The following is a 16,520-nucleotide window of genomic DNA, read 5'->3' on the forward strand; positions in this document are numbered from 1 at the left end:
CAACTTAATGTACGCACAATTGACCAATTTAGTAGAAAACATCTATAATCAAACCAATTAACCTAACAATCTAAATTAAACTATTATCATGAAATGCTTAACAAAGGCACTACTTGCCTTTTTATTAATAATGCCCCTATTTTCTTTAGCGCAAAGTAATTATAAACCCGGCTATGTGATTACACTTAAAGGCGATACCCTCCATGGCTTTATAGACTACAGAGAATGGAACTCAAACCCTAATTCTATTAATTTTAAAATCACGCTCAATGCAACAAAGCCCCAATCTTTTACCCCTGTAGATATTGTTTATTTTAACATAGATGACATCGACGCTTATCAAACCTACGCTGGAAAAATAAGTACCGACGGCACAAACGCCGTCAATCCGTCTTCACGGGATACGAGCTTTAAAATTGCATCCGTTTTTCTAAAAATATTACAAAAAGGCAAAAACCTCGAACTATTCAGTTATACCGACCGTATTAAAAGCCGTTTTTATATTGGAGAAGCTCCTGGTTACAAACCTCTTGAATTAGAATACCGCCTATATGTTGATGCTAACGCCCAAAATTCAGCCGGAGGTATAGTCACTGAAAATACTTACCTGAAACAATTGTTTGCATTGGCTAATAAATACGATGCAATGGACAGCGAATTGGAAAAGATTTTTCAAGCCGAAGGTTACTCGGATTGGTTTATTTTAAAGATTGTAAGCAAGATCAACAAAATCTCAGCGTCAAATTACAAAAAGAATCACAAAGTTAATTCTGGCGTTAAGCTTTTTGTAAACGCGGGGATTAATGTGTCTAATATATCGCCCGGCAGTACCTCATCTTTTGCGCTGGCTGGCGGAAAATCAAACACTTCTTTCGGACCAACAGCCGGTTTTGGGATAGCCATTTTACCCAATGCAAATACCGGCAAATTGCAATTACGTGCAGAGGTAACTATTGGTACAGCATCCTACAGTTCATTATATGAAAATAAAGTTTCGCCATATATAGGTGTAAAAGCGTCATTTAATGACTTAATTATAGCTTTCGCTCCTGAAATTATTTACAATTTCTATAATGGTGAAAATTTTAAGTTTTATGCCGGAGCCGGCATTTTGATTGGATACAATAATTATTCGAACGCGGTTTTCGGCCCTCAAAATCCGAACGATAATTTTGATGGTACAGCAAGTAACGATCCATATTATTTTAGAAATACTGAAACATCCTTTGTGATAAAAGCCGGTATTCAGTTTTCAAAAAATTGGGGGATTTTTGCTGATTATGTGAGTTCAGTCCCCTTAACTAGTGGTGGCTATTTTCAACTAAACAACACCCAGGAGCGGGTTGGGATCAATTATTTATTTAAATAATCTTTTGATCTCCGTTAACAAAAAACGAAATAAATCACCGACCCGATATTTAAATTTAACAACTATTGAATAATTATGCACTTTTTTAACAGATTATTTCTCTTCTTTTTTGCACTTCCTTTATTCTCATTAGCTCAAAGTAATTACAAACCCGGTTATGTAGTAACCACACAGGGTGATACCGTACGTGGGTATATTAATTACAAGCAATGGGATCAAAACCCTACCAAAATTACTTTTAAAGCCAATTTGGAATCAGGCGATACCAAAACGTTTAGCGTGAAAAACAGCAGCGCCTTTGCGGTAAGTGGATATGAAAATTACCGAAGCTACACGGTATCTGTAAGTCAGGACCTGATCGATATTGAAAAAGTTAAACAGCAACTGGATACTACTACCATTGCTGATACCGTTTTTTTAAGAATTTGCACCACCGGAAAATACTTAACCGTATTTAGTTATACTGATAAAATTAAGGACCATTTTTATTATTTGGAAGCAGGAGCCACCCAGCCGGTAGAGTTAGGTTACCATGCTTACATGAATGAGGAAAATAGCGGCATTCAATACGTTACAACTTACCGTTTGCAGTTAGGCAATTTAGTCAGAAAGCTCAACACTAATAGTACAGATAAAATTATTCGCGAAGTGTTTATCGCCGATTACAAAGAAGCTGATTTGATTAAAATTGCAGAGGACATAAACGGACCATCATCCCTCAAGTTTTCACAACCAAGCCTCGGAGGCACACGTTGGTTTGTTGGCGTTGGCGCGGCAGTTAATCAGTTAAAGTTTGATGGCACTGGTAATCCCTTTCCAAATAGCACCTCGTCAAATAGCATCTCACCTAAAATTACTGCCGGTTTAGACTTTTTCGCGAACAAAAATGTTCAGCGATTTTTTATTCGTTTAGAGTATTCGTTCCAAATGAATAAGTATAAAATATCCAGCAATGATAATTCAGGGTTTGTTCCATCAAATAATACATTCAATTTCACACAGTATAATAATTCTCTAACTCCACAGATTATATTAAATCTTTATAATAAAGAATCAGTTAAGGTATTTATTGGCGCAGGCGTAAGTGTAAATCTTTCAGCGTATAACCATTATCAAACAGTAACTACTTTTCCAGGCACATTTGAACCCGCAATTTATAATAACAAATATCCAGAATTAAGTGGCTTTTGGGCATCCTTCCCGTTAAGCGCAGGAGTATCTTTCAGCAAAAAAATAGAAGTAAACTTCCATTATATTCCAGCTTCTTCGCTAACCAATTACAACTCCTTTTCGGGAGCCGTCACCTCTTACCAATTTGGCATTAACTATTTATTCGGAAAGTAAAAAAATCATCATCGTACCACAAGCACCCAACCAGCCAGTTTGGGTGTATTGTTTTTTAAGTCGATAATATAATAATAAGTACCCTGGGGAAGTGGCGAACCATTGAGTGTGCCATCCCAGGGTTTTGGATACCCTATGCTTTGGTAAACCGGTTGCCCGTAACGATCATAAACCATCACAGCGCAGTTAGGGTAAGTTACCAGGGCATCAATATCCCAGTAATCATTTCTCCCGTCGTTATTGGGTGAAAAAGTATTAGGAATAGTTATTTTTTTATAAACCCTAATAAATGCACTACTTGATGATGTGCCGCAGCTTTGCGATATAGCGGTTAAAGTGTAAGTAATGTTATCATCGGGCATAGCCATTGGTGTAAGCGAATTAGGATCACTAAGACCGGTTGTAGGTGCCCAGTAAAAACTAGTGACGTTATCCCCTGCAATAGATCCATCTAATTTAACCGACTGCCCTTCAAATATTACTTTGTTACCCCCTGCATCGGCAACCGGATCCTGCATCACATTTACGGTTATTGATTGGGTATTATCATCACACGTACCATTACTTACATCAACAGTGTAGGTAGTTGTCTGGGATGGAGTAGCAATTGGGTTAGCGATATCGTCATGATCAAGCCCTGTTGAAGGCGTCCATTTGTAAAAAAGGCCGCCGCTGGCATTTAATTGTGTTGGCGTACCTGCACACACATTAACACTACCGCTTACTACTGCTGTAACTTTAGGTATCACATTTACAGTTGCCTGTACAGTTATTGAGCAATTTTGAGCAGATGTAACCTGCACTGTATATGCACCTTCATTTGCCGCGGTAACATTATTAATAACCAATGGGTTTTGTGATGTGGGGGCCAGATTAGGACCGGACCACAAATAACTTGCTCCTCCCGACGCCGACAGTGTTAAGGTATATCCTTCGCAAACGGTTTGCGGAGCAATAGCAGGCACAACCGGCAAGGGATTTACCGTAACGCTTACCGGGGGCGAATACACCCTGCATTGAACCGATGAAATATCGGAACCATTTGAAACACCCAGCCTATATTGATATAAGCCTGCAACAGCATTTGTAAAAGAAATATTTAACTGGGCTGTAGTTTCATTTGCAATGTCAATCCAGGCTCCATTATTGGTACTGGCTTGCCATTGGTAGTCAGGGCTGCCATTTGTTATCACATTGGCGTTTATGGTATATTGTGCATTGCTTCCCGCACACAAACTCAAGGCACTTTGCCCTGTACTTGATCCAAAACCAGTGGTAATTACCGGACCGCAGGCTCTGAAGGTTATATCATCCAAAATTAAATCGTTGCCATTGCCCCCGGGAGCCAGATTGGTCATTTTAACCACAACATCGGTTACATTTGCCGGGGTGGTAAAGAAAACCCCATACTGATTCCATTGAGGCTTTCCCTGTGGAGTTGAGGCTATTGTTCCTGTAGTATAGGTTGCTAAAATCTGGCCATCGGTGGTTTGAATGGTAAATACAATATTAGGTTCGCTAACGCCGGGTCCGCTGGCTTCAAGAGTAATTAAATTAAGTACATATGATGAAAATTCATAAGTTGTATTTGGGCAAAGGCCATTGGCAGTTTGCGTAAAGAAGACACTTGGCTGATCAGATGCATTAACAATCATCATATAGCCATTTTGATTACCTGTATGATCGCTGGTAACGTTTTGCCAGGTATCCGGATGGCAGTTTCCATTCCCGGTAAGACTATTAGCTATAGTATAATAACCATCATCAGGGCAGTTGGATGAAGTATAGGTCATGGTAGTGATACCCGCTGCAAGTGGAGCGCCGGGGTTTGCCCCTGATCCAAAATCCTGATTAATTACCGGATCGCCTAAACTACCGGTACAGCTTTGCGCACGCACATTAAAAGCAAATACAATAAAAAATGCCGGTAAAAGAAGCTTAAATATAATTGGTCGCATTAATTGGGTAAGGGTATCAAATACAGTAACCTTCCAAAAATAATTTATTTGGCTGATGAATAGCATATTATTAAAGAATGTTACAATTGAGTAGTTAGCAAAGAAATCTGTTAACCCACAATCATAAATGTATTTTGTGTATTACAATATATTCTTCAAGATCATTTTCAAATTAAAGAACTAATTTTAAACTGATTTTGTGATCTGGTCTATGGTAAAAATATACTTATCTCTGTTTCTTCTATTTGGTTTTCTAATCGGACTTAAAGCCCAAAATACGCTTACGCCTAAAAAAGACAGTGTGAAAGTGCTGGATACCGTAATGGTAAAAGCCTATCTTTCAAATCAGCCTGTTTTAAGTGTACCTGCCTCCGTGAGTGTAATTAATCAAAAACAGTTGGATTTACAGCCCAGCAGCTCATTCGTTTCTTCGTTAAACAGTGTACCGGGGGTACGAGCCGAAGAACGTTCACCGGGTAGTTACCGCCTATCCATAAGGGGAAGTTTACTACGGTCTCCCTTCGGGATACGGGATGTAAAAATTTATTACGATGATATTCCCCTTACTGATGCAGGCGGCAATACCTATTTAAACGCCATCGATTTTAATAGTATCCACAATATGGAGGTATTGAAAGGGCCGGATGGCAGTTTGTTTGGTGCCAACTCGGGCGGAGTAGTTTTGATAAGTCCGGTTACCCATAAGGCTGATAGCAATTATATTTCAGCCGGACTAAACAGTGGTTCTTACGGGTTGATTCATGAAAACACCGCGCTACAGGAGCACTCGGGCATTTATACGCTGAACTTAAACCAGGCTTATGAAAGTTATGGTGGCTACCGGCAAAACAGTTACATGCAGCGTAATTACTTGCAAGCCATAAACCGATGGACATTTAATCCGAAAGAAGAATTCAGGGTACTGGCCTTTTATTCAGATCTGAGTTACGAAACACCGGGAGGATTAACTTTAGCCCAATACGAGGCTGATCCGCAAGCCGCAAGGCCAGCTACTCCAACCATTCCGGGAGCAATTGAACAAAAGGCCGGTATCTATCAAAAAATGACCATGGGTGGTGCCGTTAATGAATATCATTTTAACGACAGGCTGCGAAACGTTACTTCCATTTTTGGCACTTATGTTGATTTTACCAATCCATTTATTACCGATTATGAAAACCGCTATGAAACTACTTTTGGCTTTCGTAGTTATTTTGAATGGATAGCAAGCAAGCAGGTAAACTACAAATCAAAGGTAAACCTGGGGATCGAATGGCAACAAACCAACTCGGATATTAACAATTATGGCAATGATTCGGGCATAAGAGACACAGCCCAAACATTGGATAAGATCAATACCAACCAACACTTTTTCTTTACGCGATATGTGGCCGATATTTATAAAAAACTGCATGTGGAAGCTGCTTTGAGCTTGAATTTTTATGATTATGAATTCAGAAATGTTTATCCTAATGATGAGGGCACTTATACCAACCGTAGCTTTACGCCGCAATTGATGCCGAGAATTGCCTTATCCTACCAGCTTACTAATGATTTTATATGGCGGGCCTCAGTAAGCCGTGGATACTCCACTCCTACCACAGCCGAAATTCGGCCAACCGATCATCAAATCAATACAAATTTAACGCCCGAAGATGGCTGGAACTATGAAACCGGCTTCCGCTTGCGAAATGATGATGAAACGATGTTTTTAGATGCATCTGTTTTTTATTATCATCTTAAAAATGCCATTGTGCCGCGCTTTAATGCGGATGAAACAGAATATTATATTAATGCAGGCAACACTAATCAACCCGGACTGGAATTATATTTTACTGATTGGCTCATCAGGCAAAACAGTTCATCTTTTATTCGGGGTTTGCAATTTAATGAATCGTTAACGCTGGACAGGTTTACCTTCAGCAGTGATTATCATGATGCTGCAGGAAGTTACGCAGGCAACCAACTTACCGGCGTGCCAGAGCAGGTTATAGTAAGCAGTTTTCAAATTAAGTTTCCGCAAAACTTATACCTGTTTATTGAACATAATTATACCGCACGCATCCCCTTGAATGATAACAATACCGCTTTTGCACCGCATTACAATTTGCTACAGGCAAAAGCCGGCTGGCAACATAACATCAGTGCTAAAAGTAATTTTGAAATTTATGCCGGGGCCGATAACCTGCTAAATGAAAAATACAGCCTCGGTGATGATTTAAATGCTGTTGGCAACCGCTACTATAACGCAGCACCTTTACGCAATTATTATATCGGATTTAATGTGGTATTTTAAAATTTGATAAGCAATAGGAGCGCCCTCATAACGCCCCTATTGCTTGGTATTTAAGGAGTAACTGGTTCTGAAACGTTACTGCCGCGGCCTTTATTATCAAATGCACGGAACTTAACCCCGTTTGAGGTAATTGTAACAGCATCGTTATAAATTTTACTTTTTGCATCCGGATCTTTACCATCGGTAGTATAACGGATGGTTAAACCGGGAAACTGTTCATTAGCCAAATATTTGCCATCCTGCAATACCACACCTGGTTTTGGAACACGGTAATTGTAGCCGTCAGCATAATAGCTTAAGCGCGGCAATTCTCTTTTACCTACAACATTTAAAAATTTCACCCAGGCAATTTGATAAAGTGAGTCGCTTTTAGCGGTATTCTTTTCTGTGGCCCAATCAGGGTCCTGGCTCCATGCACGTTCAGCAAAACCCAGTAAGCGTGGCAGCAGCATGTACTCTAAACGCTGGGTGCTTTTAATATTTTCGCCCCAAACAGCACTTTGCAAACCATAAATATTGGTTTTGCCATAATCAGTAAGGCGTTGCTTACCAATAAAAATATTTCGGTTAATAGGCAGTCCGTTTCTATCAACTGTTGAATTTTTAAAATAATCAAAAGGGATAAATGAAAACGGTTTATCAATATCTACAAAAGCCCCCCAATAATATCCCGGCTCATCGAATGATTTATAGTGAGCCATGTCAAAGTAAAGATTGGTTACACAGGTAAGCACTGTTTTATAACCTGCATTGGCTAGTTTGTAAGCCAAATCTTCATTGCCATCGCCAAGGGAGTTGTTCCAAACTTCGGCTTGTAAATGTTCGGGCATAAAATCAGGGTTCGGAACGTAAAATGGTTGTCCGTCTAACGCTGTTTTACGCAAGGTCATTTCTTCCCATCCTGAAAGATATAATCCTTTCGCTTTTACCAGTTGGTTAACACGACCGTAGAAGTAATACCAAAGATCGCCGGTATTTTTTATTTCGGGATGCGTTGCTTTAAGGGCAAGGTAAGCAGGTGATTTTTCCCAAACATGTGCAGGCACTTCGTCGCCACCAAAGTTGATGGTTTTTAATGGCACGTTAGCATCTTTATACATGCCAACCACATCATTAATTACCGTTTCAACAAAGTTATAGGTTGATGGAAGGGAAACATCCATAATGTTATCTGTCCAATACTGGTTTGAGCTGTATTGCGATTGATCGTTCGGATCATACAGCAAATAACGTTCTGCATCTTCTTTTTTCCCTTCGGCCATTAAACGATTATAACGCGCGTTCATGGCTTTAATAGCAGAACGAGCGTGGCCCGGCGATTCAATTTCCGGCACTACCTGTATGTGCAGTTTATCAGCATATTTTAATATCTCTATAAAATCGGCCCGGGTATAAAAGCCGGTTCCTGTTTTGTTTTCAATTTCGCCACCCGAACCATGTGAAGGCGGCAGGTTATGCTTAGCATCTAAAGTATGGCCGCGTTTGGCACCAACATCGGTTAATTCTGGTAATGATGGGATTTCTATGCGCCAGCCCTCATCATCAGTTAAGTGCATATGAAATACATTCAACTTGTACAGTGCCATTACATCAAGCACTTTTAGTATTTCGCTTTTAGGCTGAAAGTTACGGCCAACATCAATCATAAAAGCACGGTATGGAAAGCGGGGAGCATCTTTAACATCAACACACGTAATTTCAATTTCTTTTTGCGGATGTGCCCATGCCGATGCAGGGATTAAAGTTTTAAGAGATTGGATGCCATAAAAAGCGCCTGCACCTGTTGATGCCAGAATGGTAATGTTACCCGGATTAACCGTAAGCCGGTATGCTTCTGAATCAAGACGGCCATCATATAAAATATTGATCATCTTGACGGATCCGCCTTTAAGATCAGTTTTAAATTTGCTGCCTATTAATGGTTCAATAGTGCTTTTTAAAAGCTCCAGTTCTTTTGCAAACTTGTCTTCAGGCGAAAAAATAACTGCTACATCCTTATTTAAATTGAAAACGCCGCCGGTCTCTTTATAACTCACCGGGGTAGGAAATACTTTAGTTAATTGGGTTTCCGGAACATCCTGAATATTTTTATTCTGATCATAAATAATAGCCGGGGTTACCAAACCTGCGTAATTAGGTTTAAATGGTTTCAGCGTAAACATTCCTGTATTGTATCCTTTGTCGGGCTGATTATCCCAAACTACATAAAAACCTTCGGGTCCATCGGTTATATTTACCACAGGCTCGTCGTCAATAAACTCTACACGTACAGACTGGCCGGGTTTTATTTCGGTAAAAGTACTGGTTGGCGTAAGACTGAAAAGATCGCCATTTACAAAATCAATTTTAGCATTGCCGCTTACCGTAGCCGGAACAATTAAACGGGCCGAGTTAAAATACATTTTCCAGCCTGAAGCAGGGAAAGTCTTTTTACCATTATTGGTAATAGTAATGGCGTTTAATGATTGCTGATGGTTTTTGTAATCATTTTGAACAGGCTCCCAAACTATGCTCAGATCATGAGCATTAAACTGAGGCTCTTCCATAGTTTTTGCAGCAACTTTTACAAAAGCTACTGCCATTAAAATAACAATAAGGTAATAACGCATGGCTTTAAATGGATCAGGTTATAATTGAAAAGTAAATATAAACTTTTTATGAAAATTTCATATCTTTTTAAAATATTTTAAAAAGTTTTCAGATCTATTTACAGCAAAATCTTTTTAAACTGTTCAAAACAGCTATACCTATTACCCCGTAGTACTACTGATTTTATTGCGTAAAACTACGTAAAGTTTAAGGGGGCACACCTGCACTAATATTTATAATTAATTGATTATAAATATATTATAAATCTAAAAAGTGCAGAATAACTACTTTTAGCCCGAATAGTATTTTGAATTATTTGTTAATTAACGTTAGTTTTATCAAAACTATTTTTTGGAACCTAATACTTGAGACAATGGAAACAAAACCAAACCCGGCACATTTAACCGGTAAAGAAGGCGAAGAATTTGATATGGACCTATCTGCGGCCTGGACGCAGAATTACAGACATAAACACCCTGGAGAACTGATATCTCACTTTTTCGGAAAAGATATATTACAAAAAATATTGGATCAGGAAGATTGTGTAGGCCTGCGCATTTATCATGCACATGATAAACCACTATCTGGTTTTAAACGCTCAATGGTATCTGTAGGCAACTTTTTTTCAAAAGTGATAGGCAACGTTGAAGGCGAGAAACACGTTATTATTGTTGGAACCACCAAAGAAGGTAAAGATATTATCCCTACTCATAGCAAAGAGGGTAAAGCGCATAAACACCAATCATTAGCACGAACTGAATTAAAAGAAGCTACGCCTGTTGCACCAGAAAAGAAATATGGCATAGTTGCCCAGGTTGCCACGCCTTGCCCGGGTTCAGCAAACTGTCCATAAATATCTGACAGATTTTAGAAAGAGAATATAACATGTCGTTAGCCAATATAATGAATTATCTATCCCTATTTTCAGGCCTTTTGCCTGTTATAGCGGCATTTTACAATTACAAATATTTGGACAGGGTTTTAAAAGTTATTGCAATATTTTTTATTGTATCTACTTTTTTCGACTTTTTATTGTTTATTACGCCCATACTAGGTGTAAAAAACAACTCTCCTTTTATACATCTTTTTATGGTAATCTATGTCGCCTTTTTTGGGTGGATTTATTATAATTCCTATCAGATACCAATATTAAAAAAGATAACTGTAATTTTAAGTATATTAGCTCTTATTGCAATTGGATATAATGCATTGGATGGAAGCAATTTAATGTCTTTCCCAACTGTATCCTACACTTCATTAAGTGTGGTCTTCAATATTTTATCGCTTTTATTTTTTTACCAGCTTTTAAATGGCACCGAATTTACCCACATCGAAAAACAGGCAATGTTTTGGTTTAATTCGGGTGTGCTGTTTTATTTCGGAATAAATATATTCTTGTTTATGCTTTTTGAAAGGATCGTTAGCCATCATGGAGGCGACCTTTGGCTAATACATGATATAACAAATATTATTGCTAACGTTTTATATTCAGTTGCGCTGCTTTGCAAACCTCAGAAGACTTAATGCCAGTATTAGTTACCGGTACGCTGGTAATGGTAATACTCATTGTTTTTTTATTCTTTTTCGTAATCATCTATCAACGGAAAATGATAAAGAACCAGACAGACTTGCGCAAGCTGAATGATGACAAGCAATCTGATTTATTAAAAGCCGTTTTTGACGCGCAGGAAAGCGAACGTAAGCGTTTAGCCGAAGATTTGCACGACAGTGTTGGTCAGGTTTTATCAGCTATAAAACTTAATCTTCACCGGCTGGATAAAAATTGTGTTACTGAAAGCAGCCAACCCCTATTGGCCGAAACCCGCAAGCTTGCCGATGAGTGTATTGTTGAAATACGTAACATTATTCAAAACGTTTTACCGCCGGTACTCACAGATTACGGATTACTGGAAGCACTTGAAGGACTTTGCGTTAAAATTGAACAGGTTACAAATGTAAAAGTAGAGCTTAAAAAAAGGGTCGATAGCATTCGCTTCGCCCCGGGCATTGAGCTGGCTTTTTATCGTATTGCCCAGGAATTGTTTAGTAATGCTATTAAACATTCCGGGGCAACTATTATTCATTTAACTCTTACCAATGATGGCGGGTACCTGGTAATGGAATTTAAAGACAATGGTAAAGGATTTAATATCAACCATGTAAAACATGGGTTTGGCTTAAAGAATTTGCAAAGCCGTGTACAATTGATTAACGGCGAAATCAATATTTATACAAAACCGCAAAATGGCACCATGACTATAATTAGAGTTTTGATGACTTAACCGGAGTTTTATCTATATTTATTGCCTTTTTGAATTACTTGCTATGAAAAAAATCAAATTAGCTATTGCTGACGACCACAAGATCTTCAGGAATGGATTAAAGGCCACATTGGAGGATTGCGTTGATTTTGATCTGGTATTAGAAGCATCAAACGGCAGGCAGCTTTTAGGCATGCTGGTTTCAACAATTCCCGATGTTATTTTGATGGATATTAAAATGCCCGAAATGGATGGCATTCAAACCACTGCAGTTGTAAAGCAGCAATATAAAAACATTAAAGTGCTGGCGCTTTCTATGTTTAACGAAGACAAGTATATTGTTGACATGATGAAAGCCGGTGCATCGGGCTATTTACTTAAAAATGCCGAACCGGAAGAGATCATTGAAGCGATATCAACCGTTTACGAAAAGGATTATTACTTTAATGAGCATCTTTCCGTAACACTCATTAAACAACTGGCAGGAAACAACCTGCATGGCACATCCGCCATTTCGCTGGTTGATTTTAATGAACGCGAAATAGAGGTATTAAAACTAGTTTGCCAGGAATACTCCAACCAGGAAATTGCCGATAAAATTTGTTTAAGCGTACGCACCGTTGAAGGCTACCGCGCACGCCTTTTTGAAAAAACCCGCTCTAAAAACCTGGTAGGTTTGGTTATTTTTGCTGTAAAAACCGGAATTATTAATGTATGATTTTTTTACGCGTCCACAGTTACCTTCTCGCCAATTTGTTGTCTCCACATCGCGTAGTACAAGCCTTTCTGCGTTAACAAATCAAAGTGTTTTCCCGATTCAACAATATTGCCTTTTTCCAGCACATAAATATTATCGGCATGCATAATGGTCGACAGGCGGTGGGCTATCAGTATGGTGATATGATTATCCTGCTCCGAAACACTGCGAATGGTCTCAGTAATTTCTTCTTCTGTAATAGAATCCAGTGACGAGGTAGCTTCATCAAATACTAAAATATCTGGTCTGCGTAAAAGCGCACGCGCAATGGATAGGCGTTGTTTTTCTCCGCCTGATACTTTTACACCACCCTCACCTATTACGGTGCCCAGGCCCTTGTCTGCACGCGACATGAGCGTTTGGCAGGCCGCACGTTGCAAAACATCCATACACTCTTCATCCGTTGCACCCGGACGAACGAATTGCAGGTTTTCTCTAATCGTTCCCGAAAACAGTTGGGTATCCTGGGTTACAAAACCAATTTTCTCACGTAACTGATCCAGGTCAATTTCTTTGCTCAGCGTGTTGTTGTATAATATATCACCCTCCAATGGCTGATAAAGGCCAACCAGCAATTTTACCAGTGTAGTTTTGCCCGAACCCGATGGACCAACAAATGCAATGGTTTCGCCGCTGTTGGTTTCAAAGCTGATATTATTCAACGCGTTTCTGTTAGCGGTTAAATGCTTAAAGCTTACGTTATCAAAAGTGAGGGTTTGTACTTTTTCCAGCAATACGGGTTTTTCAGGTTTTGGATCAATCGGTGTAGTAATTATGTTTTTGAAGTTTTCCATTGATACTTCAGCTTCACGCCACGAAACCATAACATTACCCAATTCTTGTAATGGGTTAAATAAAAAGAAGGAATAAAAAAGTAGGCTTAGATACTGTCCTGGCGATATAGTTTTCTCAAATATAAGGAACAGTAATACTACAACCATTGTGCTTCGTACAAAGTTTACAGTAGTGCCTTGTACAAAACTCATACTGCGTACATACTTTACTTTTTTTAGCTCAAGGCCAAGTATCTTATAAGTGGTGTTGTTTAATCTTTCTATTTCCTGTTTAACTAATCCCAAACTTTTAACCAGCTCAATATTTCTTAAAGATTCTGTTGTTGAACCTGCTAAGGCAGTGGTCTCTGACAATATCGTTCTTTGTATTTTTTTTATTCTGCGGCTTAAAGACAGACTCACAAACATGATAACAGGGATAGCACCAACATATACAAGAGTTACTTTATAGCTTAGTGAAAGCGAATAAACAATTACAAATGTCATTCCGATTAAACTAACAAATAAAATGCTTATAAATGCTGTTATAAATGCTTCGGAATCAAGACGCACCTTTTGTAAAATACCTAGTGTTTCGCCGCTACGCTGATCTTCAAAAACCTGATAAGGTAGTTCTAAAGAATGCTTAAGTCCGTCGGCATACATTTCGGCACCTGTTTTTTGGGTTACTATGTTGGTAAAGTAATCCTGGAAGTTTTTTGCTATACGTGATACCATAGCAACACCAACAGCGCAACCAACCCATTTTAAAACTCCGAATAAGTATTCGTGTTCTGCAAGTTTATCCCGATTTTCTATAAAACCATCAAATATACGTCCGGATATATATGGGTCCATTAATGAAAAGCCAATATTAATGGCCGCCATGAGCAACGCAAGTATTACAACCCAACGATGTTTTTTAAGATATGATAGGAGTATGTTCATTAGTTTTTAAATTCAATAGTTTGCAAAAATAAAAAAACGGAATGGCTAAAAAGCTCATTCCCTTTAATTTGACATTTGACGTATTTTAGCTTATGTTTTGTGGGGTACAGAATGAGTTTTAGGATTCATACAGACACCGTCCCGCTCATGGCCGCATGGAGGGCCTAGTTACTTTTTCCTTAGATGAAAAAGTAACCAAGACCGTAGCGTAGCAAGATAATGAACACCAATAAAAACAAATAATAAGTGAATAACATCAAGTCAGAAAAAAGCTTCACCCGCACAGGCCATACTCCTGGCCCGCTTTTCTGACAGGCCTTCGCGCCCGTTTGCATTGTATATGTCAAAGCTTTCCATTTATTAATTAACATGCATTTTTCTCTTTTTTCTCAGCAGATCAGCTTCGGCCGAAATCGGACAAAACGACGGTGGGCTTAAGTGCTGGCGAGGGCATAGCAAATTTTTTGCATAAAAGGCCTGCTATCGGAAAAGGTAACCCGGCAAAAAAGATTGCAGCCCGTGGTTTTGTCCGATTTGCAGGGCAAAGGCCCCGTGCGGCAAAGAAGCCTTTCTGCCGAAAGCCTTTTTGGTTACTTTTGTGGCGACAAAAGTAACTAGGCTCCCGCGGCCATGAGCGGGACGATGTTTGTATAAACGACAAAGCCTATTCAAAACGAAAAAGCCCTCAGTGAAATAACACCGAAGGCTTTTAAATATAATTTTTAAACGATTATTAAACCGTCATGATATCTTTTTCTTTAGCTTCTGAAAGCACATCAACTTTAATGATATAAGCATCGGTAAGTTTTTGGATTTCACCTTCGCCGGTTTTCATTTCATCTTCTGATACACCTTCTGTTTTCAGCTTTCTGATTTTCTCATTCGCATCTTTGCGGATGTTGCGGATAGCAATCTTTCCGGTTTCAGCCTCACCTTTCGCTTTTTTCACTAAATCACGACGACGCTCTTCAGTTAGCGGTGGTACGTTGATGCGGATAATCACCCCGTCATTTTGAGGGTTAATGCCCAGATTTGCCTCTTTTATAGCTTTTTCAATCAGCGGCAATAATGATTTTTCCCATGGTTGTACCACAATGGTACGCGCATCAGGCGTATTAACGCTACCTACCTGGCTTAGCGGAGTTGGGGTTCCGTAATATTCAACCACAATATCATCCAGCATGGCAGGGTTTGCTTTTCCGGCGCGAATTTTTTGTAATTCACTATCGCAATGTTCAATGGCTTTATCCATTGAAATTTTAGCATCAGCAACTTGTTTTTTAATGAGTTCGCTCATCTTTATCAGAATTTGGCACAAAAATAACAAAAAGCTTCAATTTACATCAACTAAATCCCAACGCTTCAAAACAAGGTTATTAGAAAGGATCTGCAAGCGTTCAAAAATGAACACCGTGAACATCTCAGTCTATGTTGCACCCAGACATCGTTTTACTGCAACTCATTCGCGAACTGTTGCAAAACCAGCTTCTCTACCGGATAACCCATCGCTTTACAATGGGCAACAATTTCATCATAGGTTTTCTTCTCCATAAAAGGCTTGCGACTCATGATAAACAAAAACCGGTAATCCGGGTGGCCAACTACCGCCCACGAGTAATCGGGTGCCAGGTCTATCACCCAATAATCAATCTTTATAGGCCATATAAATTGCGCCTTCATTTGCCCATTACCAGGGTTATCCTTATCAGGAAAAATCTTTGACTTTATCGAATGGATTTTACCTTCTTTACAGGTAGTCACAACGGTGTAATAACCGCCCTTATCCCAGGTATAATGGGTGGTGGTTTCGCGACTGCCCTTGTCAAACATGGTGGGGATGGATGACAGCGAATACCAGGTACCACCAAACCGTTTCAAATCAACTTTATCAACTGTTTTGTTAGGTATTATACCCCAAAAAGCACACAGGCCCCATAAAAAGAAAATGCTTAAAGCTTTCATGACATCACCCTTTATTGTCACACCTACGTAAATATCGGGTAAAACGGTTTAAAACATTCCTAAAAAGCGTAAAAAAATTAAGGAGCAAACCATGTATGGCTTACCCCTTAAATATTTCAGTGTAATTGTCGATTCCGGCTAACACCTTCTTTACGCGAAGCGGAGAGATGGTCGACCATCCGCCTTTAGGCGGAGAACGTCGGGATGAGTCAACACCGCGAGTGCATTTACGTTAATATCGCCCGCAGAGTCGACTCACCCGG

12 protein-coding genes are annotated in these 16,520 nt (G+C 39.2%); 7 read left to right on the forward strand and 5 right to left on the reverse strand.

Features of this window, described 5'->3' with window-relative positions:
- Window positions 1-88 precede the first annotated feature (88 nt).
- Both JN11_RS18040 and JN11_RS18045 read left to right on the forward strand, forming a co-directional pair.
- On the forward strand, window positions 89-1,369 hold the full coding sequence (locus JN11_RS18040) for a porin family protein (RefSeq protein ID WP_144914790.1): 1,281 nt from the start codon (window positions 89-91) through the stop codon (window positions 1,367-1,369).
- A 75-nt stretch (window positions 1,370-1,444) separates the two neighbouring features.
- A complete protein-coding gene (locus JN11_RS18045; RefSeq protein WP_144914792.1) occupies window positions 1,445-2,713 on the forward strand; it encodes an outer membrane beta-barrel protein in 1,269 nt (422 codons plus the stop codon).
- An 8-nt stretch (window positions 2,714-2,721) separates the two neighbouring features.
- Here the strand turns inward: JN11_RS18045 and JN11_RS18050 are convergent, their stop codons facing one another.
- A complete protein-coding gene (locus JN11_RS18050) occupies window positions 2,722-4,737 on the reverse strand; it encodes a gliding motility-associated C-terminal domain-containing protein (RefSeq protein ID WP_144914793.1) in 2,016 nt (671 codons plus the stop codon).
- 145 nt (window positions 4,738-4,882) lie between these two features.
- On the opposite strand from JN11_RS18050, the gene JN11_RS18055 reads away from it, so the two are divergent.
- The gene (locus JN11_RS18055) at window positions 4,883-6,967 is read left to right on the forward strand and encodes a TonB-dependent receptor (RefSeq protein WP_144914795.1); all 2,085 of its coding nucleotides are present in this window, start codon (window positions 4,883-4,885) and stop codon (window positions 6,965-6,967) included.
- 50 nt (window positions 6,968-7,017) lie between these two features.
- Here the strand turns inward: JN11_RS18055 and JN11_RS18060 are convergent, their stop codons facing one another.
- The gene (locus JN11_RS18060) at window positions 7,018-9,576 is read right to left on the reverse strand and encodes a family 20 glycosylhydrolase (RefSeq protein ID WP_246139050.1); all 2,559 of its coding nucleotides are present in this window, start codon (window positions 9,574-9,576) and stop codon (window positions 7,018-7,020) included.
- A gap of 353 nt (window positions 9,577-9,929) precedes the next feature.
- On the opposite strand from JN11_RS18060, the gene JN11_RS18065 reads away from it, so the two are divergent.
- Genes JN11_RS18065 through JN11_RS18080 form a run of 4 tightly spaced genes read left to right on the forward strand, consistent with a single transcriptional unit; the run spans window position 9,930 to window position 12,535 of the window.
- Entirely contained in the window at window positions 9,930-10,409 is a 480-nt protein-coding gene (locus tag JN11_RS18065; protein WP_144914796.1) for a hypothetical protein, read from the forward strand.
- A gap of 50 nt (window positions 10,410-10,459) precedes the next feature.
- Window positions 10,460-11,080, forward strand: coding sequence for a hypothetical protein (locus tag JN11_RS18070; RefSeq protein ID WP_144914798.1), 621 nt, complete (start codon window positions 10,460-10,462; stop codon window positions 11,078-11,080).
- Window positions 11,080-11,838: a sensor histidine kinase gene (locus JN11_RS18075; RefSeq protein WP_144914800.1), complete on the forward strand. Its 759-nt coding sequence runs from the start codon at window positions 11,080-11,082 to the stop codon at window positions 11,836-11,838. The genes JN11_RS18070 and JN11_RS18075 overlap by 1 nt, the downstream gene beginning before the upstream one ends.
- Window positions 11,839-11,881: 43 nt before the next feature.
- Window positions 11,882-12,535 (forward strand): response regulator transcription factor, encoded by a 654-nt coding sequence (locus tag JN11_RS18080; protein WP_144914802.1) that lies wholly within the window; start codon window positions 11,882-11,884, stop codon window positions 12,533-12,535.
- 5 nt (window positions 12,536-12,540) lie between these two features.
- Here the strand turns inward: JN11_RS18080 and JN11_RS18085 are convergent, their stop codons facing one another.
- From JN11_RS18085 to JN11_RS18095, 3 genes are all read right to left on the reverse strand, one after another.
- A complete protein-coding gene (locus JN11_RS18085) occupies window positions 12,541-14,295 on the reverse strand; it encodes an ABC transporter ATP-binding protein (RefSeq protein WP_144914803.1) in 1,755 nt (584 codons plus the stop codon).
- A gap of 733 nt (window positions 14,296-15,028) precedes the next feature.
- On the reverse strand, window positions 15,029-15,592 hold the full coding sequence (gene frr / locus JN11_RS18090; protein ID WP_144914805.1) for a ribosome recycling factor: 564 nt from the start codon (window positions 15,590-15,592) through the stop codon (window positions 15,029-15,031).
- A gap of 152 nt (window positions 15,593-15,744) precedes the next feature.
- Window positions 15,745-16,257: a lipocalin family protein gene (locus JN11_RS18095; RefSeq protein ID WP_144914806.1), complete on the reverse strand. Its 513-nt coding sequence runs from the start codon at window positions 16,255-16,257 to the stop codon at window positions 15,745-15,747.
- Window positions 16,258-16,520 lie beyond the last annotated feature (263 nt).

Origin of the sequence: Mucilaginibacter frigoritolerans (assembly GCF_007830615.1) — a bacterium.
Lineage (GTDB): Bacteria > Bacteroidota > Bacteroidia > Sphingobacteriales > Sphingobacteriaceae > Mucilaginibacter > Mucilaginibacter frigoritolerans.

What these genes read in the sequence shown, in the direction of transcription:
- JN11_RS18040 (WP_144914790.1), top strand. Translation starts at nt 89, where the DNA reads ATGAAATGCTTAACAAAGGCACTACTTGCCTTTTTATTAATAATGCCC.
- JN11_RS18045 (WP_144914792.1), top strand. Translation starts at nt 1,445, where the DNA reads ATGCACTTTTTTAACAGATTATTTCTCTTCTTTTTTGCACTTCCTTTA.
- JN11_RS18050 (WP_144914793.1), bottom strand. Translation starts at nt 4,737, where the DNA reads ATGCTATTCATCAGCCAAATAAATTATTTTTGGAAGGTTACTGTATTT.
- JN11_RS18055 (WP_144914795.1), top strand. Translation starts at nt 4,883, where the DNA reads ATGGTAAAAATATACTTATCTCTGTTTCTTCTATTTGGTTTTCTAATC.
- JN11_RS18060 (WP_246139050.1), bottom strand. Translation starts at nt 9,576, where the DNA reads ATGCGTTATTACCTTATTGTTATTTTAATGGCAGTAGCTTTTGTAAAA.
- JN11_RS18065 (WP_144914796.1), top strand. Translation starts at nt 9,930, where the DNA reads ATGGAAACAAAACCAAACCCGGCACATTTAACCGGTAAAGAAGGCGAA.
- JN11_RS18070 (WP_144914798.1), top strand. Translation starts at nt 10,460, where the DNA reads ATGAATTATCTATCCCTATTTTCAGGCCTTTTGCCTGTTATAGCGGCA.
- JN11_RS18075 (WP_144914800.1), top strand. Translation starts at nt 11,080, where the DNA reads ATGCCAGTATTAGTTACCGGTACGCTGGTAATGGTAATACTCATTGTT.
- JN11_RS18080 (WP_144914802.1), top strand. Translation starts at nt 11,882, where the DNA reads ATGAAAAAAATCAAATTAGCTATTGCTGACGACCACAAGATCTTCAGG.
- JN11_RS18085 (WP_144914803.1), bottom strand. Translation starts at nt 14,295, where the DNA reads ATGAACATACTCCTATCATATCTTAAAAAACATCGTTGGGTTGTAATA.
- frr (WP_144914805.1), bottom strand. Translation starts at nt 15,592, where the DNA reads ATGAGCGAACTCATTAAAAAACAAGTTGCTGATGCTAAAATTTCAATG.
- JN11_RS18095 (WP_144914806.1), bottom strand. Translation starts at nt 16,257, where the DNA reads ATGAAAGCTTTAAGCATTTTCTTTTTATGGGGCCTGTGTGCTTTTTGG.